General features: G+C 51.2%; 26 protein-coding genes and 2 pseudogenes. 10 read left to right on the top strand and 18 right to left on the bottom strand.

Features of this window, described 5'->3' with window-relative positions; all coding sequences use genetic code 11:
* The 5 genes from ACLIN2_RS03685 to ACLIN2_RS03665 all read right to left on the bottom strand — a co-directional run bounded on the left by ACLIN2_RS03685 (position 1) and on the right by ACLIN2_RS03665 (position 4,521).
* Positions 1-1,605: a response regulator gene (locus ACLIN2_RS03685; RefSeq protein ID WP_092267378.1), complete on the bottom strand. Its 1,605-nt coding sequence runs from the start codon at positions 1,603-1,605 to the stop codon at positions 1-3.
* A 51-nt stretch (positions 1,606-1,656) separates the two neighbouring features.
* Positions 1,657-2,142, bottom strand: a complete 486-nt coding sequence (locus ACLIN2_RS03680; protein ID WP_411503235.1) for a tetratricopeptide repeat protein — start codon at positions 2,140-2,142, stop codon at positions 1,657-1,659.
* A gap of 208 nt (positions 2,143-2,350) precedes the next feature.
* A complete protein-coding gene (locus tag ACLIN2_RS03675; RefSeq protein WP_092267380.1) occupies positions 2,351-3,037 on the bottom strand; it encodes a heptaprenylglyceryl phosphate synthase in 687 nt (228 codons plus the stop codon).
* A gap of 18 nt (positions 3,038-3,055) precedes the next feature.
* Positions 3,056-3,346, bottom strand: a complete 291-nt coding sequence (locus tag ACLIN2_RS03670; RefSeq protein WP_092267381.1) for a YerC/YecD family TrpR-related protein — start codon at positions 3,344-3,346, stop codon at positions 3,056-3,058.
* Positions 3,347-3,462: 116 nt separating this feature from the next.
* Complete coding sequence (locus ACLIN2_RS03665; RefSeq protein WP_411503234.1) at positions 3,463-4,521, bottom strand: DUF3048 domain-containing protein; 1,059 nt, start codon at positions 4,519-4,521, stop codon at positions 3,463-3,465.
* A 182-nt stretch (positions 4,522-4,703) separates the two neighbouring features.
* On the opposite strand from ACLIN2_RS03665, the gene ACLIN2_RS03660 reads away from it, so the two are divergent.
* A complete protein-coding gene (locus ACLIN2_RS03660; protein WP_327929535.1) occupies positions 4,704-5,405 on the top strand; it encodes a response regulator transcription factor in 702 nt (233 codons plus the stop codon).
* The gene (locus ACLIN2_RS03655; protein ID WP_092267383.1) at positions 5,402-6,802 is read left to right on the top strand and encodes a HAMP domain-containing sensor histidine kinase; all 1,401 of its coding nucleotides are present in this window, start codon (positions 5,402-5,404) and stop codon (positions 6,800-6,802) included. The genes ACLIN2_RS03660 and ACLIN2_RS03655 overlap by 4 nt, the downstream gene beginning before the upstream one ends.
* Before the next feature lie 170 nt (positions 6,803-6,972).
* Here the strand turns inward: ACLIN2_RS03655 and ACLIN2_RS03650 are convergent, their stop codons facing one another.
* Together ACLIN2_RS03650 and ACLIN2_RS03645 are read right to left on the bottom strand one after the other, a co-directional pair.
* Positions 6,973-7,455, bottom strand: coding sequence for a DinB family protein (locus ACLIN2_RS03650; protein WP_400588104.1), 483 nt, complete (start codon positions 7,453-7,455; stop codon positions 6,973-6,975).
* 19 nt (positions 7,456-7,474) lie between these two features.
* Positions 7,475-8,260 carry a GNAT family N-acetyltransferase gene (locus ACLIN2_RS03645; protein WP_400588103.1) on the bottom strand — a complete coding sequence of 262 codons (786 nt, stop codon included), beginning with the start codon at positions 8,258-8,260 and terminating at the stop codon, positions 7,475-7,477.
* A gap of 100 nt (positions 8,261-8,360) precedes the next feature.
* Between ACLIN2_RS03645 and ACLIN2_RS03640 the strand changes: the two genes are divergently transcribed.
* The gene (locus ACLIN2_RS03640) at positions 8,361-9,863 is read left to right on the top strand and encodes an IMP dehydrogenase (protein ID WP_092267386.1); all 1,503 of its coding nucleotides are present in this window, start codon (positions 8,361-8,363) and stop codon (positions 9,861-9,863) included.
* A 51-nt stretch (positions 9,864-9,914) separates the two neighbouring features.
* On the opposite strand, the gene ACLIN2_RS03635 is transcribed toward ACLIN2_RS03640, so the two are convergent.
* Positions 9,915-10,889: an aldo/keto reductase gene (locus ACLIN2_RS03635; protein ID WP_122960195.1), complete on the bottom strand. Its 975-nt coding sequence runs from the start codon at positions 10,887-10,889 to the stop codon at positions 9,915-9,917.
* Positions 10,890-11,105: 216 nt separating this feature from the next.
* Between ACLIN2_RS03635 and ACLIN2_RS03630 the strand changes: the two genes are divergently transcribed.
* The 4 genes from ACLIN2_RS03630 (at position 11,106) to ACLIN2_RS03615 (ending at position 14,689) form a co-directional block, all read left to right on the top strand.
* The gene (locus ACLIN2_RS03630) at positions 11,106-11,573 is read left to right on the top strand and encodes a MerR family transcriptional regulator (protein ID WP_400588102.1); all 468 of its coding nucleotides are present in this window, start codon (positions 11,106-11,108) and stop codon (positions 11,571-11,573) included.
* A gap of 60 nt (positions 11,574-11,633) precedes the next feature.
* A complete protein-coding gene (locus ACLIN2_RS03625; RefSeq protein ID WP_327929659.1) occupies positions 11,634-12,251 on the top strand; it encodes an IS607 family transposase in 618 nt (205 codons plus the stop codon).
* Positions 12,235-13,347 (top strand): RNA-guided endonuclease InsQ/TnpB family protein, encoded by a 1,113-nt coding sequence (locus ACLIN2_RS03620; protein ID WP_400588101.1) that lies wholly within the window; start codon positions 12,235-12,237, stop codon positions 13,345-13,347. Before ACLIN2_RS03625 ends, ACLIN2_RS03620 begins: the two co-directional genes overlap by 17 nt.
* Before the next feature lie 166 nt (positions 13,348-13,513).
* Positions 13,514-14,689, top strand: a complete 1,176-nt coding sequence (locus ACLIN2_RS03615; RefSeq protein WP_411503233.1) for an MFS transporter — start codon at positions 13,514-13,516, stop codon at positions 14,687-14,689.
* Between the two features lie 81 nt (positions 14,690-14,770).
* On the opposite strand, the gene ACLIN2_RS03610 is transcribed toward ACLIN2_RS03615, so the two are convergent.
* The 5 genes from ACLIN2_RS03610 to ACLIN2_RS03590 are packed head-to-tail and all read right to left on the bottom strand — an operon-like array spanning position 14,771 to position 19,785.
* Positions 14,771-15,907, bottom strand: a complete 1,137-nt coding sequence (locus ACLIN2_RS03610) for a M20 family metallopeptidase (RefSeq protein ID WP_411503232.1) — start codon at positions 15,905-15,907, stop codon at positions 14,771-14,773.
* Between the two features lie 15 nt (positions 15,908-15,922).
* Positions 15,923-16,723, bottom strand: a complete 801-nt coding sequence (locus ACLIN2_RS03605; protein ID WP_301172346.1) for an ABC transporter permease — start codon at positions 16,721-16,723, stop codon at positions 15,923-15,925.
* Positions 16,720-17,562 carry an ABC transporter permease gene (locus tag ACLIN2_RS03600; protein WP_122926777.1) on the bottom strand — a complete coding sequence of 281 codons (843 nt, stop codon included), beginning with the start codon at positions 17,560-17,562 and terminating at the stop codon, positions 16,720-16,722. The genes ACLIN2_RS03605 and ACLIN2_RS03600 overlap by 4 nt, the downstream gene beginning before the upstream one ends.
* A 3-nt stretch (positions 17,563-17,565) precedes the next feature.
* Entirely contained in the window at positions 17,566-18,657 is a 1,092-nt protein-coding gene (locus tag ACLIN2_RS03595) for an ABC transporter ATP-binding protein (protein WP_301172345.1), read from the bottom strand.
* Positions 18,658-18,666: 9 nt separating this feature from the next.
* Positions 18,667-19,785, bottom strand: a complete 1,119-nt coding sequence (locus ACLIN2_RS03590) for an ABC transporter substrate-binding protein (RefSeq protein WP_411503231.1) — start codon at positions 19,783-19,785, stop codon at positions 18,667-18,669.
* Positions 19,786-19,987: 202 nt separating this feature from the next.
* On the opposite strand from ACLIN2_RS03590, the gene ACLIN2_RS03585 reads away from it, so the two are divergent.
* Positions 19,988-20,746 (top strand): IclR family transcriptional regulator, encoded by a 759-nt coding sequence (locus ACLIN2_RS03585; RefSeq protein WP_301172343.1) that lies wholly within the window; start codon positions 19,988-19,990, stop codon positions 20,744-20,746.
* A 69-nt stretch (positions 20,747-20,815) separates the two neighbouring features.
* On the opposite strand, the gene ACLIN2_RS03580 is transcribed toward ACLIN2_RS03585, so the two are convergent.
* From ACLIN2_RS03580 to ACLIN2_RS03560, 5 genes and pseudogenes are all read right to left on the bottom strand, one after another.
* Entirely contained in the window at positions 20,816-21,139 is a 324-nt protein-coding gene (locus ACLIN2_RS03580; protein ID WP_301172342.1) for an AzlD domain-containing protein, read from the bottom strand.
* On the bottom strand, positions 21,136-21,813 hold the full coding sequence (locus ACLIN2_RS03575; protein WP_301172341.1) for an AzlC family ABC transporter permease: 678 nt from the start codon (positions 21,811-21,813) through the stop codon (positions 21,136-21,138). The genes ACLIN2_RS03580 and ACLIN2_RS03575 overlap by 4 nt, the downstream gene beginning before the upstream one ends.
* Positions 21,814-21,860: 47 nt before the next feature.
* Positions 21,861-23,321 carry a PLP-dependent aminotransferase family protein gene (locus tag ACLIN2_RS03570; RefSeq protein WP_411503230.1) on the bottom strand — a complete coding sequence of 487 codons (1,461 nt, stop codon included), beginning with the start codon at positions 23,319-23,321 and terminating at the stop codon, positions 21,861-21,863.
* Positions 23,322-23,529: 208 nt separating this feature from the next.
* A pseudogene (locus ACLIN2_RS03565) lies at positions 23,530-23,835 on the bottom strand (oligopeptide/dipeptide ABC transporter ATP-binding protein); the annotation flags it as partial.
* A 12-nt stretch (positions 23,836-23,847) separates the two neighbouring features.
* Positions 23,848-23,913: pseudogene (locus ACLIN2_RS03560) on the bottom strand (hypothetical protein); the annotation flags it as partial.
* Positions 23,914-24,054: 141 nt separating this feature from the next.
* Between ACLIN2_RS03560 and ACLIN2_RS03555 the strand changes: the two are divergent.
* Together ACLIN2_RS03555 and ACLIN2_RS03550 are read left to right on the top strand one after the other, a co-directional pair.
* On the top strand, positions 24,055-24,186 hold the full coding sequence (locus ACLIN2_RS03555; protein WP_092267506.1) for a YjcZ family sporulation protein: 132 nt from the start codon (positions 24,055-24,057) through the stop codon (positions 24,184-24,186).
* Between the two features lie 157 nt (positions 24,187-24,343).
* A complete protein-coding gene (locus tag ACLIN2_RS03550; RefSeq protein WP_411503229.1) occupies positions 24,344-24,985 on the top strand; it encodes a TetR/AcrR family transcriptional regulator in 642 nt (213 codons plus the stop codon).
* Positions 24,986-25,086 lie beyond the last annotated feature (101 nt).

Below are 25,086 nucleotides of genomic sequence, written 5' to 3'. Positions count from 1 at the left end.
CTACTCCTCTTTGCCGCTGCTGTTGCGATATTCTTTGGCGGACAAGCCCACGTGCTTGCGGAAGCAAAAGCTGAAGTAGTTCGCGTCGCTGTAGCCGACCTGCTCCGCGATCTCAAACGTTTTCAAATCGGTTGTTCGCAGCAGCTCCTTTGCTCTTTCCATGCGCAGCTGCAAGAGATAGGTCACAAACGTCGTTTTGGTTTCCCGCTTGAAAATACTGCTGAAGTAACCCGGACTGATATGCAGATCCGCACACACCTTGTGGATGGAGATGTCTGGGGATTGGAAATTTCGATGGGTATAGGCAATCGCCTGATCGACGAGCCGCTTATAAGTATAATGCCGTCCGCTCGCGATGCTGCTCATGATTTTCTCACAAATGTCGATGACCCGATTTTTGGCTTCCTGCACATTGTTAAAGGTGGCGATCTCTGCAAGCAGATGCGAATGACCACCGAAAAGCTGATCCATATCCAGCTCCGCTCTCTGGGCTGTTTTCAAAATCGTAGTGATCATTTCCAGTAAATAGATGCGGTAGTCCTGAATAGAGATGTTGCCTTCCTCGACCTCGAAAAACAGCTCGTTTACGACGATATGCAGCTCTGGCAGCGTTCCCATTTTAATACAGCGGACCAGCTCGTGCTCTTTGCGCTCATCAAAACGCACGCTTTCTCTCGGCTGCTTTTCCACGTCATCGATAAAAATGAGGCGGTTGTTTCCGAGGATGCCTTTGTAGTCAAGGGCCACTGCGGCGTCTTGGTAGGAATAGGAGAGTTGCGTCACATCGCGGATCACCGTTCCGATCCCAACCGTTACAGTCACGCTCAAATACTTCTCGACTGTTCGCCGGATTTCTTCGGCCAGCATCTGCATCTGATGCTCCAGTTGGTCCTCCGTTTCCGTTTCCTTGCGCAGCAGGAGCACGACCAGATCGTTGTGCAAAAAAACGAGGCATGCATAAGCTCCCAGCTTCACCTGCTCCTGGGCAATATTTTTCACGGCAAACAAAAGAATCTGCTGCTCGTCCTTTTTCTTCCGATCGAGGCAAAGGACCGACACGAGAAACTCACTTCCTTGCAGCTGAACACTGTACTCACTGGCTTTGGCGAAAATGTCTGCCCTCGTCAGCTGGCGGGTCAAAAGAGAGGACAAAAAAACTTCCCGCAATACCGGCAAGCTTTTTCGATAGCTCTCACGCAGCAATTGATTGTTTTCCCGGTGGGCAGCTTCCTCATCCATCCGGTTTTTCACCTTCAGCAGTGCATCGATCAGCTCGATCGCAGAAAAGGGTTTAAGCACGTATTCGTCAATGTGGAGCTTGACTGCCTTTTGGGCATATTCAAACTCGTCAAAGCCTGTGAGAATGATAATACGGGTCGCGGGAAACTGTCGACGTACGGCCTCGGCGAGCTGCAAACCGTCCATGAACGGCATCTTGATATCGGTCACGACTACATCCGGTCGCAGACGCTCCACCAAATCCAGCGCTTCTTTGCCATTCTCCGCTTTTGCCAGCACCTCGAAACCATGCTCGTGCCAATCAATTTCCTGACTGACCCCTTCTCTCACGTCTTCTTCGTCATCTACCAAGATTAATTTGTACATAGGCACCCCCCGCTGATTTACATGTACAACGGGGGGCGTGCGAACTCCTGCCTACCAGGTTTTATCGAGATCGTTTGCGTAGAACAGCAGCGCTTTTTTGTAGGCGAAAACGGTCGGATCACTCGTCGTCTCCGCAAGGTTTTGCAAAAGCAGTGTCATCGCCTCGTGATGCCTGCCGAGGTTGTAGTACGCCATGGACAGAAATACGGGAAAGGAACGATCGTCCGGGAACCGCTGCATGCCTTTGGCTAGCGTCTCTGCTGCCTCTTCATAGCGTCCCAGTGTGCGGTAGGTGCTGCCCAGCCCAAGCAGGGCACCTGCCAGATCGTCCTCGGAGGAAAGTCCCAGCTCAATCGCCTTTTCGTAGTACGGGACGGCTTCTTCCTCCAGCCCGGCAGTATCGTGGCACCAAGCGCATTGATACTGGGCGACCGGGTTTTCCGCCTCTGTTTGAACCAGCTCTTTGGCAAGCGCAAGCGCTTCGTCCAGCTTGCCTTCTTTTCGCAGCGTCGTAATTTGCTCGATGGCGGGGTTCATCCGTGACCTCCTTTGCTAAGTAAAAAGTCAGTCGTGTCTCTTTCCCCAATCATATCAGCACGAACCGCCTTTTTCGCCCCGCAAATTAGAAAACTTGGCTCCGCCAAGCTTTGCGGTGGAGCCTTAGCTGCACTTATACTGGCTAAGAATCTTATAAATTCTTACTGTACAAAAAAAGAGACCCTCGAAAAGGTCTCTACTCACGGCTCTACCCTTTTACCGCCGCGACGGTGCTTAAGGCTGCCTGCAAATCCTCATAAATCACATTTCCGACAACGATCGTATCCGCAATCGCAGCCATTTCAGCCGCTTGCTCCGGTGTACGAATTCCTCCGCCATAGAAGAGGTGCGCTTCATCGGCACCTGCACGGCAAGCTCGAACAATCGACGTATCTCCATAGGCACCGCTATACTCGACGTACACGATGGGAAGCCTGCAGATCTTCGTCGCTACCTGCGCATAAGCTTTGGCCTCTGCGGTACTCTCGATGGAGCGAGCTTTCGTCAGGTGGGCTACACCCGCATCCGGGTTGGCGATCAGATAGCCCTCCGTAATGATGTCATCCCAATGAATGTAGGAGCCGTACGTTTTTAGACCAGACACATGAGGCGTAAAGATCCACTCCGGGTCACCCGCATTGATGACAAGCGGAATCAAATACGAATCAAAGCCCGGTACAACGGCATCGAGGGAAGAAATCTCCAGAACAGCTGGAACTGCATAGCGGCGAATGCGGGACATGAGCTCGAGCGTATTGTCAAAGGTGACACCGTACGTGCCGCCGACGATAATCCCATCTGTGCCCGACTCGCAGATCGCCTCCAAAGCTTCCTCGTCGATGGATTTGTCCGGGTCTAATTTAAACGTATGGCGCCAGCCACGATAGTCAATCAACGATGCCTGCCTCCTACTCTATTTGCCGATCCGCTCCAGCGCCATCTGATACCCGTCATTGCCGTAGTTCAAGCAGCGCTTCACACGGGAAATGGTAGCAGTGCTGGCACCCGTCTCTCCCTCGATCTGGTTGTAGGTAAATCCTTTACGCAGCATGCGAGCTACTTCCAGACGCTGAGCGAGTGACTGCATTTCGTTTACCGTGCAAAGGTCGTCAAAAAATTGATAGCATTCTTCGATCGTTTCCAAGGACAAAACTGCTTCAAACAGCTGCTCAATACCCTTGCCCTTCAGTTTTTCCAATTGCATATTATTCACCCCGTTATCTGATCCGTTTCCGGTTTCCCACTTTACAATTTTTAAGCACTAAAGCCTTTTTATCATTATCTTAGAAGAAACCGGCGTGGTCTGCAACCCTTATCTTCCTACTGGAACTTCAAGGATTGCGCCAGCCCGGGGGATGTAGGCAAAATTTCTACCCAGGTATTCCCTGGCAAAAGAGGAAGCTCCTCGGTGAGAGCCTCATCTGCATAAGCGCGAATTACGCCGCCCGAGCGTTTCCATTTGATCTTTTTCGCTTTACCTTGCTGGAGCAGATAACCGTCTCCTGGTCCTACGACATCGACTTGACGTCTGCCTTCGCTGTCCAGCACACGGTGCTTGGTGGAAATCACCAGCAGGTTGGTCACCGCGATCTGTTTGTTGTCCGTAAGATCTACATGCGGTTTGCCCGCTGTGAATCGCATATATTTCTTTTCCTTTTCGTCATAGACAAAGCCCGCTTTGTTCAGGGAGTGAAAGGTCAGATCCACCTTAGTCGCTGGTTCGCCCTCTGTAATAACGGCATCCTGCGGCAGAAACGTAAAATGGGGAAGCTCTGCTGTCGCCCTCATATTTTTATCCTGCATGGCCTGCTCTAGCAGCTCCGGCTTGGTGTACAGATTGTGCGGAGCTTTACGGAAGCTCTCTCTCCAGAAATAGCGGCTGTTTTGAATCTCGTCGAGGTGGCTGTAATCAGAGCGTGCGAGCGCAGTCAGCGCCTCCTGACTTCCTCCGGCGTGGACGAGCATCGCGTCGAAACCGATTCCGATTTGGATAAAATAGGGACGTATACTTCTGACGGGACCGATCACCTCGGGCTTCTGGCTTTGGAAAATGGAAAGAAAACGAGTCATTTCACCTTCCGCCAGCACTTCGTAAACGATGTCTGCCTTGCTGATACCGCTTTGCGGACGGGCAGGAGGAGCGTTGTTGATCATCACCATGAGCGGCCTTTTGTTGTTTAAGTCCTCCTGGCTCCCAAGACCTGTGAGAGGTGCCGTATATGGGTATTGCGGCGGCTGTTCGACTGGCGGAGGGGTTTGGACGGTCGGAGCGGGTGGCTCTGGAGCCGGTTTGGGCTGTGTTTCAACGGGTTGACCGGTACAAGCCGTGAGCAGGAGTAGTGATAGCAGCACGAGAGACGTTTGCATGCGCTGTTTCATGTGGTCGCTCCTTTCCAGATGTCTGGGATAGCTTTCCTAAATGTTTTCGCGAGGGCGACAGGGAATCCTGCTTCCACACGTTTTCCACGATTCTCTTACGGGACTGCCACACAACCCCATTTTTCCTATGCTACAATACACTTACAGTTATCAATAACAGATGCAAAGCGAGGGCGAACATGATGAATACCCCTTACCTCGTCTATCTGGTGGACGATGAAACCAATCTCTTAGAATTGCTGCAATCCTATTTAGCCAGCGCGGGCTTCCAAGTCAAAGCGTTTTCCAGCGGGAATGATGTACTCCCATATCTCGACGAGTCACAGCAGCCCCACCTCTGGATTTTGGATATTATGATGCCGGACATCGATGGCTACGAGCTGCTCAGACTGATCCGCGAGAAGTCAAATGTTCCGATCATCTTCATCTCAGCACGTGATCAGGACGTCGATAAAATCATCGGGCTCGAGCTGGGCAGCGACGATTATTTAGCCAAGCCGTTTCTCCCGCGAGAGCTGGTAATCCGTGCGAAAAAGCTGCTGCAGCGGACCTACGAAAAGCCAGGCAGTGCAGCTGCACAGCCCCAGACCTTTCAGGATTGGGTAAATGTGGGTCCTTATATGATCTCAGAAAAAGGACGCCAAGTAAAAGAGAACGACGAACTGATCGATCTGACGACCAAGGAATTCGAGCTGATCGTCTACCTGCTCCACAACCAGGGGCTTGCTTTGAACCGCGAGCAGATCCTCACCTCGATCTGGGGGGAGGACTATATCGGCTCCGACCGTGCCGTAGACGATCTGGTGAAACGCATCCGTAAGAAAATGCCGAAGTTCCCCTTGGAGACGGTCTATGGATTCGGCTATCGGATGACGCGTATATGAGGAAATTCCGTCTGAAAGACCTGCCGCTCTCCCGGCAGATTCTCATTTTGTTCATGATCCTGACCAGCGTGCTGGGCATTGGACTTGGGGTAGGCTATCCGCTCGCGGTGAAGCAATACCTGGTTTCCAATACCTACGCGCTGCTTGAGGACGAGTTTTACACGCTGTCTGAGCATATTACCTTCAATGAAAACAACGAGCTGCTTCCCGTTCCCGCGGCAGCCCCCTACTTTTTGCAGCTGCTTTTGTCTCGCTACGAGTACTCGTTTGACATGATCGTGTACGCCGAAAACGGGAAAGAGCTGGGCAGCCGCAGTACGGAGCGGATTCCTTTCAGCGACAGCCGGGAGCTGTTCGCCCGGGCTGCTGCTCATCCGAACAGCCAGCTACAGCACGGAACGTTGGAGCGTGGCGATGAAAACTATTTGTTCGTCAGCAAACGGATGGACTATCACGGCTTCCCGTACTACATGGTGCTGTTTTCCAAGGAACAGGAGCTCAACCAGATCAACTCGATCCTGACCCGCCAGTTTTTGCTGGTTTTTAGCCTGCTGCTGTTGGTCAGCTGGCTGTTGGCGATTTGGTTCAGCGGCTATTTGAGCAAACCGCTGCGAAGTCTGGAAGAGCTGTGCAAAAAAATCGCACGCCGCCAGTTTGATATCTCCCTCACGATGGACCGTGGCGATGAGATCGGACAGCTGGCTCGTTCATTCGATTCGATGAAAAATCAATTGAAGGAGTACGACGAGTCCCAAGGCTATTTCATCCAAAATATTTCCCATGAGCTAAAAACTCCAATCATGGCGATCCAAGGCTACACCCAAGGCCTCTTGGAAGGCGTGTTCACAGGCCCTCAAGCTGAGAAGGGGCTTGCGATCATCATGGAAGAGAGCAAGCGTCTGGAAAAGGTCGTGGGGCAGCTCTTGTACTTGACGAAGATCGAGTCTTTCTCGCAGATGGTACAGATCGATAAGGTCGATCTGGCAGAAATGATGCACCTCTTGAAGCAAAGACTCTCTGTCCTCAATCAAAATGTCGAGTGGGAGCTGAACCTGCCCTCGGAGCTGATAGTCGAGGCTGATGGAGAACAGCTGAGCACAGCCTTTGTGAACATCATGGAAAATCAGTTGCGCTATGCGAAAAGCCGCCTGATGATCACCGGCAGAATGATTGGTCAAAATGCCGTCATCAGTATCGCCAACGACGGCCCACCCATCGAGGAGGCGTTGCTTCCCAACCTGTTCCAGCGTTTCCGAAAAGGAAAATCTGGCAAGCACGGTCTGGGTCTGGCAATCGCCCGCGCTGTGTTCGAAGCGCATAAAGGAACGATCGTCGCACGCAACGATCCGGATGGTCCTTGCTTCTCCATGACGATCCCCATTGATTTCAAAGGGTAGCAAAATTAGGCTCCGCCAAGCTTTGCGGTGGAGCCTTAGTACCCAAAGGGCACAAGTCTTGCTATCTCACTTCGTTCGAAGTCTCGCTATGTTGCACATATACTGGCTAAGAATCTTATAAATTCTTACTGTACGAGAAATCCCCTTCCCATTCGGTAGGGGATTTTCATTTAGTCTTTTGGAGAAATCAGCTGCTTGCCGATCACATTTGCTGACACCGGCTTTTTGCCCACCTCACGTGCCCAGATGGACAACTGCCCCAGATGATGAATTTGATGAGCAATCACGTGGCGAACGACTTCTCCCCAAGCGTCTGTGACGATCCCTCCGCCAGCTCTTGGATCGCAAAAGGGCCTGCTTTCCATGCTGTCCTCCCACGCCATAACAAACTCCTCTACTTCTGGACGGTAATTTGCATCCAGCATGCGAACTTTTGCCAAGCTTCGGAACTGCATAAAGTCGTCCTGGATATCGGGCTTTCCCTGCAAGACACGAATCCAGCTACACTCGACGTCGATGATATGATACAGCGTATAGAGAATAGATCCCGCTCCCCCGATCCTCTCTCGAAGTAGCTCTTCCTCCGGCACGTCCACGCACCATTGATACCATTGTTCCCGTACCATCCAGTTGTATTGAAAAAAGGTTTTCATCGGTTTTTCCTCCTTTTTACTACCACAGAAATGTGACGAATGCATACCGTTCTACAGTCGTAAACCCGAGCCGCTCATAGACGCGAATCGCCGCTTCATTATCGGCAAAGACAAACAGATACACATTCGGTGATTTTTGCAGGCCGATCCGGCAAATGTCCGAAGTGATTTGCATGCCTAGCCCTCTTTTGCGATACTCCGCTGACGTTCCGATATTGCCGATTTCGACGAAGTCATCCTCGTAGACATGGAAGCCGGCCATGGCGGTCAGTTCACCCGATTGGGAGGATAGCGCGATGTGCGGCATTTCCCTCACTTCCTCGGCTCGAAAGCTCAGCATGCCAACCTTATTCGCCAGCTGTTTCACTGCTCCTCCTCTATCCTCCTCCACCAGGAAAGACTCACCTCGGGGCAAAAGCCTGTCGGCAGAGGTCAGCTTCATCAGCAGCATGGTTTTACGCTCAAGTGCATGTGGGATCTCCAAACGAGCAACGCACGATTCCACAGCCGTGAGAACCCCTTCCCGCTGCTCGCCTTCTCCCACTTTGAGCCTTTTGCGAAATTGTTCCAGCATTCCTTTCACCGAATACGAGCCTGTTTCTTCTATTAGACAAAACGTGAAAGCGTGAAAGGGCATCCCTTGCAGGTACGCGCCTGCCGCCGTCCATCCTTGCTCACCTGCTTCCGCCAGGAAAAGAGTACGCTTTGCTCGAAGCCGTAAATTACCATAAAATATGTAGGATTTCTCCAGCTCCAATTGTTTCAATAATTCGATTTCTTCTGCAAGATTGAGAGATTTAAACAAAAAACACTCCACCTTTCGATTCCCTATTGACGTTATTACGTTTTCACGGTTAACATGATAAAAATTCTCTAATAAAAAGAATTCATAGGAGGAGAGAGTAGTGGCTTTTTATTACACAGAACCATCTCGGACGTTCAACGAGTTTTTGTTGCTTCCTAACCTCACCACAAAGGAATGCACGCCTCAAAACGTTGACCTATCCACCCCCATCACCAAATTTAAAAAGGGCGAAAAGCCAGCCATTTCACTAAACATACCGTTCTCATCTGCAGTCATGCAAGCTGTATCCGACCATCACATGGCGGTGGCTTTGGCTCAATGTGGCGGTATTTCATTTATTTTCGGCTCCCAGTCGATTGAAAGCCAAGCGACTATGGTACGCAAAGCAAAAGCGTACAAGGCAGGCTTCGTTGTCAGCCGCTCCAATCTGACTCCAAGCCATACGCTTAAAGATATCCTGGAGCTAAAAGAGCAAACCGGTCACTCCACAGTAGCCATCACAGAAGATGGTTCGGCAAAAGGCAAGCTGCTCGGGATCGTAACGGGCCGCGACTATCGAATCAGCCGCGACTCTCTGGATAAGCCAGTCAGCGAAATCATGACGCCATTCTCCTCCTTGATCGTCGGCAAATCGGGTCTGTCTCTCTCGGAAGCAAACGACCTGATCTGGGAACACAAGCTGAACTGTCTGCCAATCGTAGACGAGAACCAAAACCTGGACTTCCTCGTATTCCGCAAAGACTACGATTCGCGCAAAAACAACCCGCATTCTCTTCTCGACGCAAACAAGAGCTACATCGTCGGAGCCGGGATCAATACGAAGGACTACAAAGAACGGGTACCTGCTTTGGTGGAGGCAGGAGTGGATGTCCTCGTAATCGACTCTTCCGATGGCTTTAGCGAGTGGCAAAAAGATACGGTTCAATATGTAAAAGAGAACTACGACAACGTCTACATCGGTGCAGGTAACGTCGTCGATAAAGAAGGCTTCCGCTATCTGGTAGAAGCTGGCGCGGACTTCATCAAGGTCGGAATCGGCGGCGGCTCCATTTGTATCACTCGTGAGCAAAAAGGGATTGGCCGTGGTCAAGCATCCGCAGTGATCGAAGTGGCAGCAGCTCGTGACGAGTATTTCAAAGAGACCGGCATTTACGTACCGATTTGCTCCGATGGCGGTATCGTTCACGACTATCACGTGACGCTCGCTCTGGCAATGGGTGCAGACTTTGTCATGCTGGGCCGCTACTTCGCACGCTTTGACGAGTCTCCAACCAAAAAAGTGAAGATCGGAAACAACTTCGTAAAAGAATATTGGGGTGAAGGCTCCAACCGTGCCCGCAACTGGCAGCGTTACGACACCGGCGGCAAGCAAAGCCTGGTGTTTGAAGAAGGCGTAGACTCCTATGTTCCTTACGCGGGCAGCCTGCGTGAAAACATGGACCGCACTCTCCACAAAATCAAATCGACCATGTGCAACTGTGGTTCGCTCTCCATCACTGAGCTGCAGCAAAAAGCACGCATTACGCTCGTATCGGCAACCAGTCTCGTCGAGGGCGGCGCACATGACGTCATCCTGAAAGAAAGCAGCATGGCTGCAGAATAAGGCATAAGAAAAGCGATCCCGCACTGAGGATCGCTTTTTTCCTTTCACGAATCAGGACAGTCGATAGACGGCAAATGGCTCCCCACGGCGATACGGCTCACTTAGCTGGTCCAGCTGGGCAAGAGCCGCTTCATCCAGCTTGATGGAGGTGCTCAGCGCATTATCCACAAGCTGTTCTACTCGTGATGCTCCTACGATCACAGACGACACAACGGGCTGGTGCATCAGCCACGCTAGCGAAATCGCGCTCGCAGAATGTCCCAGCTCTTGAGCAAGGCCGTTTACGCGCTGTCCGAAGGCGATTTTATCCTCGTTCAAGAAGCGGGTAAAGCGTGGTTCCTTTTCCGCACGCGAGCCTTCGGGGGCTTTTTCTGTCGATGTGTATTTTCCTGTCAGGATGCCTCCTGCCAAAGGAAAATACGGAATGATCCCGACCCCTTGATCCAGGCAAGCAGGTACGAGCTCAATCTCCGGCGTACGATCGGCCAGGGAATAGCTGACCTGTGTGGACACAAATCGGTTCAGTCCCTTATTTTCACTGATCCCTAAAGCTTTGACCAGCTCCCATGCTGCGTAATTGGACGCTCCGATATAGCGCACCTTGCCTGAGCGAACCATGTCGTCTAGCGCACGTAGCGTCTCCTCCAGAGGTGTTTCTGGATCAAAGGTATGAATCTGGTACAAATCCACGTAATCCGTCCGCAAACGTCGCAAGCTGTTCTCCAGCTCCATCTGCAAATGGTACCGGGATGAACCCCTCTGGTTAGGACCTTCTCCCCGTACCAGTCCCGCTTTGGTCGCGAGGACCACCTCGTGCCGTCTTCCCTCCAGCGCTGCTCCGATGATTCGCTCTGATTCCGTATTCGTGTAAATATTCGCTGTATCGATGAACGTAATGCCAGACTCAATCGCCTGGTGGAGAATTCGTGTGGAGGTAGCTTCGTCTGCTCTTCCTCCAAAAGAATTCGTTCCGAGCCCCAATGCCGAAACCTTCAAGCCGCTGTTGCCGAGACGACGATATTGCAATCGTTTCACCCTCTTTTCTTCTCTCACAAAATGTAGGTAGGTTCTTCTGTTATCCTTCCATAAACGCTAGCTGTCTCCCTGCACAAATCGCGTACTTTTTGGAAAACATACCCTTAGACGTGAACATTTCACATTGCAAAACTATTACGTTTACGTTAATGTTATCGTTGTTGTTTGAAACTCGTGATAAGACTTAATGCGAATGGAGGGAACGCGTTGTACAAAATCGATGAAGTCGCACAAAAAACCAAATTGACCAAGAGGGCCCTCCGTTATTACGAAGAACTGGGACTGGTTTCTCCATCGGGGAGAACCGAGGGCGGCTATCGCATGTATACGGATGCGGACGTCGAGCAGATTCTTCACATCATCGACATGCGTGATTTGCTCGGAGCTTCCTTGGCTGAAATAAAGGAAATGGTCGAGCTCGGCCGACTGTATGAGGAGCAAAGAGAATTTTACAATCAGCATTACAAAAACCGCGATCTGGATGGGCCTGAGCTGCTCGAACGGATCGAGATGCTGCAAAAGCTGGAGGATACCCTCACTCCTCAGCGCGATTTTTTACAAACCAAAATCGCACGGATGCAAGAGCTGCTCGCAGACTTCGATAACAAGCTCGAGAGGATTGTCAGCAAGCGAACCGAGCTGACTGAGGAATTCAAGGGGGTGAATAACTGTTAATCAAAACCATAAACATCTTTGTATATAAATACCGATAGTCTACAATATGTTTAGGTGGTGATAAACATGTTTTCTATCGGAAAGTTCGCCAAGATGATAGGTGTAACGCCAAAAACTTTGAGGGAATGGGACAAAAGCGGAAAGTTTGTTCCTGCCCTCGTCAAAGAAAATGGATATCGCTATTACACAGAAGAGCAGCTTTATGCTTACTTAAGAAAGCCTGCGATCCAACAAGAACGTATCACAATCGGGTATTGCAGGGTATCTAGCGGCAAGCAAAAGGGCGATTTAGAGCGCCAGATCGAGAACGTAAAGGCGTTCATGACTGCCAGGGGCTACTCATTCGATGTCATTACCGACATCGGAAGTGGCATCAACTATGAAAAGCGAGGTCTGCTTTCCCTTGTCGATCTAGTCATTCAAGGGAAAGTCGAGCGAGTGGTCATTCTGTACAAAGATAGGTTGGTTCCATTCGGTTTTGAATGGTTGTCCCACCTTTTTAAACGTTTTGGCACCGAGATCGAAATCATAGACAACGCAGAAAAAACAGAGGAGCAAGAATTGGTTGAGGATTTAGTTCAGATCGTCATGGTGTTCAGTCACAGGTTGCAAGGTAAGCGTGCGTACAAGGCGCGGAAGTTGGTAAAGGAGCTGCTGGCTGATGATCTTAGCGAATAAGGTCAGGTTGAAGCCAACTCCCGAACAAGAAAGCCAACTGTGGAAGTCAGCAGATACTGCGCGCTGGGCTTACAACTGGACACTGGCTAGACAGGAAGAAAGCTACCGAAATGGTAAAAAATTCATTCCGGACAGATCGCTACGCAAGGAACTGACGCAACTCAAACAAACAGCTGAGTATTCGTGGCTGTATGACGTGTCCAACAATGTGACAAAGCAAGCGGTCAAAGATGCCTGTGACGCATACAAACAGTATTTCAAAAAACTATCTGACAAGCCGCGTTTCAAAAGTCGTAAACGTTCCAAACCAACGTTCTACAACGATAACGTAAAACTGAAAGTGAAAGGTGATTCTGTCTTGATCGAAAAGGTTGGATGGGTAAAAACAGCCGAATACCTACCAGACGCTGCAAAGCATATCAATCCCAGAGTGTCGTTCGACGGAAAGTATTGGTATCTGTCGGTAGGTGTCGAGAGAGAAGACGAAAAAACCAACTGGACTGGGGAAGTTATCGGTGTAGACGTAGGTGTAAAGGAACTAGCTGTATGTTCAAATGGAATGGTGTTCCACAACGTTAACAAAACAAAAGTTGTAAAGAAAACCGAGAAACGCTTGCGCAGGTTGCAGCGTAAAGTTTCTCGTCAATACGAAATGAACAAGGAGGGAAGCCGTTTTGTCAAAACATGCAACATTGTAAAGGTCGAAAATCGCATACGTTTGCTTCATCGGAGACTAACGAATATCCGCAAAAATCACATTCACCAAGCCACTGCTGCTATCGCGAAAACCAAGCCTAGCGCGGTTGTTATGGAAACGTTGAATATAAAAGGCATGATGAAGAACCGACATTTGTCAAAAGCTGTAGCGCAACAAAAATTGTACGAGTTCAAAAGACAGTTACAGTACAAATGTGAGAAATACGGCATCCGATTCACAGAAGCAGACAAGTGGTTTCCATCATCGAAGACCTGTTCTGATTGCGGTCAATTCAAAAAAGATTTGAAGCTATCCGATCGAATATTCAAATGTGATTGTGGGCTAAAGATGGACAGAGATGTAAACGCTGCTCTCAATTTAGCCAAACTGGCAAACTAACACCAAAACGTTACTGCTGGTATGTAGGATTCGTTGTATCCGAATTTACGCCTGTGGAGTGTTACACCAAATGTGAGTAGCTACGGCAAAAGCAGACACGTTGAAGCAGGAAGCAAACAAAAGATGTGTAGACTTTTACAGTCTTTTGGCAACGGAAACAACTAAGATGTCTTCAGATGCCCATTCACTCCGTACCATTTTCAAGCAGACCAAATCTGCTTATGCCGTTGCTTTTGCCTGCGTCGTCGCGTTCATGGGGATCGGTCTCGTCGACCCGATCCTCCCGGCTATTGCCAGCAAGCTGAACGCCACACCCAGTCAGGTTTCGCTATTATTTACCAGCTACATGCTGATGACCGGGATTACCATGCTGGCTACCGGTTGGCTGTCCAGCCGTATCGGTCCTAAACGCACCATGCTGTTCGGATTGCTCGCGATCATCCTCTTCTCCTTTTTAGGCGGGATGGCGAATTCCGTAAACGGGATTGTGTGGTTCCGCGCAGGCTGGGGATTCGGGAATGCCTTTTTTATTTCCACGGCGCTCGCGGTTATTGTCAGCGTAGCCAGCGGTGGTACTGCTTCTGCCATCGTTCTGTATGAGGCCGCTATTGGTCTTGGGATGTCAGTCGGTCCCTTGCTGGGTGGTCTGCTCGGCGGAATCAGCTGGCGCGGTCCATTCTTTGGTGTAGCCGTCCTGATGGCGATTGCTTTTTTGGCCGTATTTGTTTTGCTGAAGGACATACCCAAGCCTGCGAAACGCACCTCGCTGCTGGATCCGTTCCGTGCGCTGCGTTACCCAGGTCTCTTTACCATGGCTGTCACTGCTCTTTTATATAACTTCGGATTCTTTACCTTGCTCGCCTATTCGCCGTTTGTTCTGAACATGGACGAGCATAGCTTGGGACTCGTCTTCTTTTTCTGGGGTGTCCTCTTGGCGATCACTTCTGTGATTGTCGCTCCGAAATTGCAGGATCGCTTTGGATCGGTACCGACTCTGTTTGGAATGCTTTTGCTGCTGGCTATTGACCTTGCTTCCATGGGTTTTGGGGTTACTTCCCAGACAGGGCTAGTCATCGCAATCGCTATTGCAGGCGGGATTCTCGGTGTCATCAACACCATCCTGACTGCTTCCGTCATGGACGTAGCGCCAGTAGAACGGGCTGTCGCTTCTTCTGCCTACAGCTTTGTCCGATTTGTGGGAGGTGCCATCGCTCCCTGGCTTGCCGGCAAGCTTTCAGAAGTATTTACCGCCAGCATTCCCTTTTACGCAGGAGCACTTGCTGTCCTGATTAGTATGCTCGCCCTCTTTATCGGACGCCGTCATCTGACTGAACTGAAATAAAGGCCATACAAAAGGCACCTGCCTCGATGTGACTATCTGTTGCTCACATCCCGCAGGTGCCTTTTTCTCTTTTTTCTCTCTCTATACTTCTTCGATCAAACGCGCCAGCAGCGCAGCGCGGACCGCTATTTCACCCAGTTCGATCCATTCATCCGGCGAGTGCGCCAATCCTCCCTTGGAGCCGAGACCATCCAGAGTGGGGGAGCCGCATGCAGCAGCGAAGTTCCCATCACTTACCCCGCCTGTCCCCGCTTCCTCAAGAGCGAGCCCCAATTCGTTTTGACCAATCGTTTTGGCCAGCTCAAACAAAGCTCCGGTCTCTTCCGTTCTCTCCATCGGAGGACGCCTGATGCCTCCTGTGACGTGCACGCTCGTTCCCGCAAGAGTCGGCCTAAGCTCGCGAATCACCCGTTCGATCCGCTTGGCCTCCTCCATGGAAACAATGCGCACATCGACTTGTGCCTCTGCGTAATCAGCGACCACATTTGAGCCGATCCCGCCGCTGACCGTGCCGACATTGATTGTCGTTCCCAGGTCATAATCGGTTAACGAATGCAGGTACTGAATCTGCCGAGACATTTCTTCAATGGCGGAAATCCCTTTTTCGTGATCTACCCCGGCGTGAGCAGAGACCCCGTGTACCTGGATGGTAAAGTGAGCGCTGCCCTTGCGCCAGGTCTTCAAGGCTCCGATCGGCTCGGTCGGCGGCTCCAGCACAAAGCTGGCGATCGACTTCGACGCCTCCTCCTCTACCAATGCACGAGAAGTGGGACTCCCGATTTCTTCGTCGCTGTTTAACAGCAGAACGATTTTTGTATCCTTTGGCAAACGGTCAAGCTGGACCAGGGCTCGCATCGCAAACATCGCTTGCAATACGCCTGCCTTCATGTCGTAAACGCCAGGACCGTATGCTTTTCCATCCTGAATGGTGAAAGGCCGGCGAGCGGCTTCCCCTTTTAGCCACACGGTATCGTAATGACCGATGATCAGCACTTGTCGATCTCCGCTGCCCAATGTACAGCGGACTTGATCACCGTACAGAAAGTTCGGTATTAGCTCCGCCATCCCCCCGGTCAAACGCTGGAATTGAAGGGCGAACCACCCCGCCATTCTATCACCCAACACTTTATCCCGCGATGGGGAATCCATGTTGACCGCTTCTTCGAGCAGCTTCAGAAAGGTTGTCATGTTGTCTTCTATATACGTGTGAATTGACATAGTGCCTCTTCTTCCTTAGTGGGATTGAGAATTGAGTCCGAATAGGCGCTCCAGTCCGTACACCTTTTCCAGCAGGATGATAAACACCAGACTTAGCAAAATGACAACGGACGAGATGGAAGCCACCAGCGGGTCCAAAGTCTCCTGCATGTAAGTGAAAATCGCCAGCGGCAGTGTCGTCGTGTCCGGTGCCACCAAAAACAGCGATACCGTCACGTTATCAAACGATGTCAGGAACGAGAAAATCATTCCGGACACAATCGCAGGTCTCAGGAGCGGCAGCGTAATGTCCCAGAACACCCGAAACGGATGTGCTCCCAGCATGTATCCCGCTTTTTCCAGCGTGTAGTCAAACGAGCTGAGCCCCGTCAATACGAGCCGCACCACATACGGAATGGAAATCAGGATGTGAGCGAGCAAGAGCCCGGTAAATGTTCCGGCAATTCCGATTCTCGTAAAGAACAGCAGTGCCGAGATCCCGATAATGAGCGATGGGACTGTCAGGGGGGAGAGCATCAACGCGTTGAGCACGCCACTCCCGCGAAACTTGTACTTGGACAAAGCAAATGCCGCAAGCGTCCCCAAAAAGGTCGCCAAGACAGCCGTAATCGCTGCCAGCTTGAGACTTGTCCAAAGCGAGTCAATAAACTCCGGCCTGTCCAAAATCATCTTGTACCACTGCCAGGAAAAGCCCTCCGGTGGGAATGCCAGGTACCCTGCAGCCGTAAACGAGCTTGGAATGATGACCAAAAACGGCAAATTGACCAGAACCAGCACCAAAAAGGTAATAAGCCCAAGTATGTTGATCTTTTTCATGACGCAAACACCTCTTTGTACCTCTTGGTTTCAATCAGCTTGGTGTACAGGGTAACGAGAACGATCGTGCTGCCGAGCAGCAGGAAGGCAAGCGCTGCACCCAACGGCCAGTTTAGCGTCGCCATGATTTGCTCATAGGCGATGACCGGCATGACTTTTACCGACGTTCCCCCCATCAGCGCAGGTGTGACGAAAGCACTCATGGACAGACTGAAAACCAGCGTCGTTCCTGCGATGATTCCAGGCAGGGACAGCGGCAGCGTCACGCTGAAAAACGTGCGGACGCGCGAAGCACCGAGAATCGATGCCGCTTTGTTCAGCGAAGGGTCGATCGCGTACATGCTCGTCGCAAGTGCCAGCACCATGTAAGCGATAAACGAGTCGGTCAAACCGATTACCACACCCAGCTCATTGTACAAAAGCCGCAGCGGCTGCTCGATGATCCCAAGAGCGATTAAGGACTCGTTGATCCAGCCCTTTTCCCCCAGCACGACCACCCAACCGAAGTTGCGGATGACCACACTGATCAGATGCGGGGCCAGGATCAGCATCGTCACGATCCCGCGCATTTTTCCGGTCGCCTGCGCCATGTACATCGCGACCGGGTAGCCGAGCACCAGCGTGGCGAGTACCGTCCAAAGGCTGACGCGAATCGTTCGCCACAGGATTTGCACATAAAACGGATCCTGCACAAACAAGGCATAATTTTTTAGCGAAAAGGCTTCATTTTCATCCTGGAAACTGAGCAAGAGCATCAGGAGCATGGGAATCAGGAAGACTCCTAAAAGGACAATCATGGCTGGAGCCGTAAGCAGTGTAATCGAGAGACGCTTGCTCATCCGTCATCCCCTCTCTGCCGGCATGACCAGCACGTCTTCCGGATTCCATTGGCAAAATACCTGTGTACCTGGCTCACGTTCTGCGGATCGGTCGCTCATCTGCACTTTCACTGACAAGGTATGACCGCCAGTGCGCACCTCACATTCGGTGTACGAACCGAGGAACGATGCTAGCTGCAGCTGTCCTTCCACCTGGTTGATCCCCGGTCCCGCCGTATCCGTAAGCAAGATTTTCTCCGGCCTTACGAAGACAACTACCTTCTGACCATGGGCAAACGGCCGTTCCTGCTTGCCTGCATGAATCGTCATTCCTTCTTTGGTGCGAAGGGTGAGTCGCTCACCTTCTACTCCGATCACTTCGCCTTCCATTCGGTTCGTTTTTCCGATAAACGTATGGACGAACTCCGATGCCGGCTGATTGTAGATCTCCAGCGGGGTACCGATCTGCTCCACGAAGCCGTGATTCAAAACCACGATGCGGTCAGACAAGGACAGCGCTTCCTCCTGATCATGCGTAACAAAAATCGTCGTCACGCCGATCTCCTGATGCAGACGCTTCAGCTCGTCGCGAAGTTCCTCGCGCAGCTTGGCGTCCAGGTTGCTAAGCGGCTCATCCAGCAGTAACAGAGATGGCTCGATAACCAGAGCTCGAGCGATTGCGATCCGCTGGCGCTGACCACCGGAAAGCTGCTTCGGGTAGCGGTCTGCGACGTTCGGCAGCTTCACCAGCTCCAGTACACGTTTTACCCGCTCCTGCATTTCGGCTTTGCCTATTTTTCTCAGCTTCAAGCCATAGGCGATGTTCTCTGCTACGGTCATGTGCGGGAAGAGGGAGTAGGTCTGGAACACCATCCCCAGCTCCCGTTTGTATGGAGGCACGCCGTTCATGCGCTGCCCCTTGATCAAGAGATCACCGCCATCCGGGTCGAGAAAACCCGCGATCATATTCAGGGTCGTGGTTTTACCGCAACCAGATGGACCGAGGAAGGAAATAAACTCGCCTTGCTCCACCTGCAGGTTGAAGTCTTGAACCACGACATTGTTTTGAAATTTTTTCATGATGCCGCGTAGTTCGACGTCAATCACCTTGGTCACGAAAGACACCTACTTTCCTGTGTTGGGGGCGATCTCTTTGTTGAAGCGATCCAGCCAGTTGGATGTTTCTTTGCTGAGCACTTCGTAGTCGAAGTTCACAACCTTGGAGCGGTCAAATTCCAGTGTTTTCGCGACATCGTCCGGAAGCTTCACTGGAGTTGCCGGATTGTAGTACAGCTTGGTCGCATACGCAGTTTGTACTTCATCGGTCAGCAGGAAGTCGATGAACGCTTTGGCTGCTTGTGGATGCTTGGCTCCTTTAACCATGGTCGCAACGTTTGGCACGATGTTTCCGCCTTCTTCAGGGAAGACGAACTCCACTGGCAGCCCTGTTTCTTTTTGCGTCAGGCTGCGAGCCATTGTCCACGTGGTGTACGCTGCGCTCTTGTTTTGCAGGTTTTGCTGCAGCTGTGCGGCACTCTTTGCAAAAGTCGGCATGTAGCCTGCGATGGTCGCCATCTTTTGGAAGCCTGGCTCGATGTTCTTTTCCGATCCACCGTTGGCATAAGCCAGCATGATCATCGTAGAGCGTCCGAAGTTGCTCGCTACGTCTGTCATTGTGATATTGCCCTTCACTTCCGGCTTCGCCAGGTCGTTCCAGGACGTAGGTACTGGCAGGTTCTTTTCTTTCACCAGCTCGGTGTTATAGGTGATTCCCATCGGTGTGAAGTTGACCACGACTCCGCTATCATCCTTGATTTTCAGGTCTGCCGGCACGTTTTTTATATTCGGAATGTCGGTCGCAGACACAGTCTCCCACAGGCCTTCCTGACGGCCTTTTTCCTGCTCGCCGCCCTCTACGATTGTCAGGTCAATTTGCGGAGAGTTCTTTTGCGCTTTGACCTTCGCTACGATCTCCGTGGAAACACCGGAAACGTACGTCAGCTTCACATTTGGGTATTTTTCATTGAACTTTTTGAAGAACTCATCCTTCATCAGCTTTTCAACCGTAGCTCCGTTACCTGCTACGACCAAGGTATCTTCCAGCTGTACCTGCGCGGAAGCTCCTTCTTTTGAACCAGATGGCTGTGCTGGCGCTGCGGCTTGCGGCGCTGGCGAGCCACATCCCGCGAGCAGAGATCCTGTCAGTGCAAAAATGGAGAGTACAGATAATGCCTTTTTCTTCACAGTGTTCAACCCCCGATTTTATCTAAGTTGTTCACGAATAGAGAACGACGTTTGCTATTCAAGAACGATAGTTGTATACTACCATATAAGAAACTGACTATTCAAGGTAGTCCAATAAAAAAAACCATTGGCTCAATTCTTGGAGTAAGCGTTTTCGTTTCATGGTAGAATAAAACCAATGAGCTTCTAAGGAGACGGTTTCATGGATCAAGTGCTCTCATCAGTCCGCAATAGCTGCCGGCTGTTAAAAATTTTTCTAGATTCACCGAAGGAGCTTGGTGTGACCGAACTAAGCAAAATGCTGGAAATGTCCAAGGGGGCGGTACACAAGCTGCTCTCCACTTTGGAATCCGAAGGCTTTATTCGGCAAAATGAAAAAACCAAGCAGTACACGCTTGGTTACACCCTTCTGGAGCTTGGGACCAAAGTCTTGAAGAACCACGACATCGTCGATTTTTCGATGCCGTATCTGAATCGCCTCGTTTCCCGCACGAACGAGCTGGTTGTTCTGTGTGTAAAAGATGCGCGTGACGCGATCTACGTGGCAAAAGTGGACTCGCCCCATCCGATTCGGTTTACAGTCGAATCGTTCCGGCGCTTCCCGCTGTACTCTACGACTGCAGCACGTGTGCTGCTCGCCTACCAGCCAGCCGAGTTCCAAGAGGATATTCTCGAGGAAGCGACGCTCAAGATGTACACCCCACACTCCTACACCTCGATCGAATCGATCAAGGACGATCTGCTGGTGATCAAAGCACGCGGGTACGAAATCAGCTCCAACCGCCGCAACAACGGCGTAACGGGGATCGCCGCACCGATCTTCGATGCATCTGGTCAGGTAACCGCTTCGATCAGTGTCATCGGCCCTTCGGATCGTGTGCTCCCGCAGCAAGAGGAGATCCTGCACGAAACACTGGCAACCGTCCAGGAAATGTCCGCCCATCTCGGATATCGTTCTTGAAGCCATTCGTAGCAAAAATGAAAAAGAGGCAGCCTCGGACATTTCCCGTCCCAAGCTGCCTCTTTTCACTTACATCCATTCAACCAGCTGACGCCAGAGCGCAATCACAACGACACCTGCCAGCAAAGCCCACACGATCTGCTTTTTCCAGATACCTACCGACAGCGAGACGATCCCCGCCACGAGATACTCCGGGCTCCATTCCCCTTCTGGCGCGTGAAACAAGATCGGTGGAATAGTCATGGAGCTGAACACCCCAACCGGAACCATCGCCAAGCCGCGTTTCAGCCAGACGGGGATTTCCCAGCGCGAGCTGATCAAAAGCATCGGAAAGCGGGTCAAGTAGGTGATCAAAGCCATCCCTATGATATACAACAGCACGTTATCGCTCATTGCTCGCCACTCACCGCCCCAATCACCACGGCCGTCAAGGTTCCGGCAATAATCGCAACAGTCGCGCCACCCAGCCAGTAGCCGACACATGCGACGGCGGTAGCGCATCCCGCCACTTTGACATGGAAGGACGACACCAGATTAACAGCCAAAAACCCGAGAAAGGTCGCCACAAAAGCGAAGTCCAGTCCGTACGCCTCTGTCTGTGTAAACACGGTACCAAACCAGGCTCCCGCAAATGTACTGATATTCCAAATCAAGTAATCCGCCGCACTCGCTCCTGCGAAGTAAGAAAGGCTCGGTTTGGCTTCGTTCGCCAAATACGTTACCTTCAGTGCATAGGTCTCGTCGTTGAGCCAGCCTCCCATCAGCGCCAGCTTCCACGGTGATGTCCCCCGAAATTTTGGGCCGAGCGAGAGCCCGTACAGCAGATGTCTTGCATTCAGCAAAAGAGTCGATACCAGAATCGGCCATCCAACGATCCCTTGCGAAATTAAGCCAACGGCAGCAAATTGCGACGATCCTGCATTGACCAGCAAGGAAAACAGCATGGCTTCGGTCACCCCAAGGCCCGCTTGCCTCGCCAGAATCCCGAATACCAAGCCATCGACGATTCCTGCTGCCGCGACAGGAAAGATCTGCTTCATTCCCTTTACAAATAGGGAGGATGACAAGCTGCGTGCCTCTCTCTTTTCTTCGTACCCTGTCTCGATATGCTCCCTTATCCCTTCTTTATCAAATAGGGCTGCCACACGTCTGCCAAGAGCCGAATTCCTGATTCGATGTCTTCAATCGATTGCCCTCCAAAGCCAAACTGGAAGGAAGGCAGCCTGTTTTCTAGCGCCTTGATCCATTTGTGACAAGCCGGATGTACGCGAATTCCTGCTTTTTCGGCGAGGTCAGACAGCTCTTTGGAACTGTACATACTCTGAACTTCCACGGTGACCGACATTCCAGCATCCTGGCCCGTGATCCGAATGGATGGACCCATCTCTTCTTGCAAGACGCGCAGCAACGCTTCATGCTTTTTCCGGTACAGCGTCCTCATCTTTCGGATGTGTCTCACCCAATCGCCGTGCTTCATGAAGAGCGCCAATGTCTCTTGATGAATGCGCGACGCGGTCTGATCAAATTCGATCAATCTCTCATGGAAAATCGGCAGCAGCGAATTGGGAAGAACCATGTAGCTGATTCGTATGGTCGGCAGCAATGCCTTGGAAAACGTTCCTAAATAAATGACGCGTCCCCCTGTATCCAGCCCTTGCAGGGAAGGAATCGGCCTTCCGCTGTAGCGAAATTCGCCATCGTAGTCGTCCTCCATGATGTAGCCCCCGGTCCGGTCTGCCCATTGCAGCAGCCTGAGACGTTTTGCATACGGCATCACGATCCCTGTCGGATCCTGATGGGAGGGCGTGATATAGACCAGCCTTGCCCCGCTTTTCTCCAACAACTCCACATCGATGCCATCCTCCTCCAATGGAATCGGCAGGACTTCGAAGCCCAGTTGCTGAAAAACCGCACGAACACCGTTATATCCGGGATTCTCCATCGCGACAGCTTGTCCGCGCAGACCAAACATGAGGCCGAGCAGCGTGATCATGACCTGCGTCCCTGCTCCAAGCACGACCTGTTCGGCTGTGGCCTGCACACCACGGGCTTGTCCGAGATAGCGGGCGATTTCTTCGCGCAGCGCCAGCTCTCCCTGACGATCCCCATAATAGAGCACACTGTGGTTTTCCCGCTGCATGCATTGATTCGCATACCGCCGCCACAACTCAAACGGAAAATGCTCGGCATCGACCTGTGCCTGATGAAAATCATAGCGTATGGCAGCGTGCACCCCGCGTACCGTTGTCAAGGGAACAGGCTCCTCCATATTCCCCGTCTGCACAGGCTGACGGCTGCTTTGGGGCCCGGCAGACACAGAGCCATCCCACCCCACATCCACCACGTAAAAACCGCTTCGCTCCCGGCTTTCCAAATAGCCTTCCGCGAGCAGCTGATGATAGGCGGTTTCCACGGTTGTCTTGCTCACGCGCAAATGATGGCTGAGTGCTCTCACCGAGGGAAGTCTCGTTCCGGACGGCAACCGCCTAGACTGAATTTCTCCACAAAAATATCGATACAGCTGCAAATACAGCGCTTCGCTTCCTTCCACCAAGTGAGGACTGATATCCAGCACAGCTCCCCCTCCTCTTCCCCCAGACTGACCCTTCTATCATTTGTAAAATAGCAAAAATGAAGAATGCCAATAGTGAATAAATTCATCATAGCAGAAACAAAGAACAGATGAATGGACAAATCAAGAAAAAGAAAAAAGACGCAGAACAAGGTTCTACATCCCTTTTACCTGGCTTGGCTGGTTTTTCACATGCTATTCGTCAGCTTTCCTACCCCTCATACAAATGACAGGCTACCACATGACCCTTCGCCGCTTCTGCTCTCGTCGGGGCTTCCGTTTTGCATACGTCCATCACATACGGGCACCTCGTATGAAAGATGCATCCGGACGGCGGATTCATGGGTGACGGGATTTCTCCACGCAGGATGATCCGCTCCTTCTTTTTATACGGATTGGGGAGCGGAACGGCTGACAATAGCGCTTGCGTATACGGATGAAGCGGATTTGCGAACAGGCTGTCTGTCGGAGCATACTCGACCATCTGCCCCAAATACATCACGCCAATGCGATCTGAATGCCCCTCCGTGGGATCGGTAAGCCGCAGGATGGTTCGTCCCATCGTACTTTTGCCGCAGCCGGATTCTCCTACCACGCCAAGGGTTGCATGGAAAACTTTATTCGCTAAGAGAGCGGTTACTCCTCCGTCCACCTTACACACTCGTTCGCGAGGCGCATCCTATTCGTATTCCCGTATTTCCACTCCTGACCCTCCTCATTTGTCCAAGCAAATGGGATGCCTTGTTCATATCCTGAGAGCAGTCCGAAAATAAAGGGGGGAAAGATCATGGGATTGTTCGGTGGAGATGATTTCGCCTTGATTTTGGTGCTCTTTATTTTGCTGGTAATCGTAGCTTGTGAATGCTAATTCATTCTTAGAAACAGCAGCCCAGTAAAGAGGGAGACGGTGCTCTTCCTCTTTTTGCTGTCGGGAAAGACTCTAATGAACTTAGTGTTGATTAATGATCATTCTGTTAACTATAATGTTTGGTACATACACCACGCCTAGGGAAAGGGGAGGTTCTATGTCTGAACAGAGCGTTGATCCACGGATCGTCCGTACAAAGAAAATGTTAAAAGAAGCACTCGCTGAGCTGATCGAGGAAAAAGGCTTCGATGCCATTACAGTCAAAGATTTGACGACAAGGGCAGGCCTGAATAGAGGGACCTTCTATCTCAACTACGACGATAAATACGACTTGCTCGAGAAGTCCGAAGAGGAAGCACTTCAAGGACTCAGTGAAATTACCAGGCATACCAATCCTTCAGAGGTAAGGCAATACCTCGCGAGGAAGGAAGTCTATCCCCCATTGATACGCGTGTTTGAGTACTTGAGCGAGCACAAAGCCTTTTTCAAGGCGATCCTTGGCCCAAAAGGGAATCCCACCTTCCAGAAAAAGCTGCGGGATTTTATGGAAACGAATTTCTATGAAAAGCTGATCCCCCTACATACCCATGATGCCGCGAAAGTCGTTCCCATCGATTATTTGATTTCCTATTTCACTTCTGCCAATCTCGGAGTCATCCAGCATTGGTTTGAGTCTGGCATGAAATACACACCGCGAGAGATGGCCACCATGATGGCTTCCCTCTCACTCAACGGCCCGACCGGACTGCTTTTTTCCACAATCGCGCACCCTGCGAAAGAGCCTCCTGATCATCCATAGGCGCCAGTCGGACAAGGCTGCATTTTCTCCAAAACAAAAGAGAGTGCAGTCTTTTTTCCTTTTTCCAAAAACTTGCTGAACACTTGCGTATCCCGCTGTTG

This window comes from Brevibacillus centrosporus (assembly GCF_046622605.1).
Lineage (GTDB): Bacteria > Bacillota > Bacilli > Brevibacillales > Brevibacillaceae > Brevibacillus > Brevibacillus centrosporus.
The sequence above is the reverse complement of the archived record's forward strand: the minus strand, read 5'-3'. Positions and strand labels throughout refer to the sequence as shown.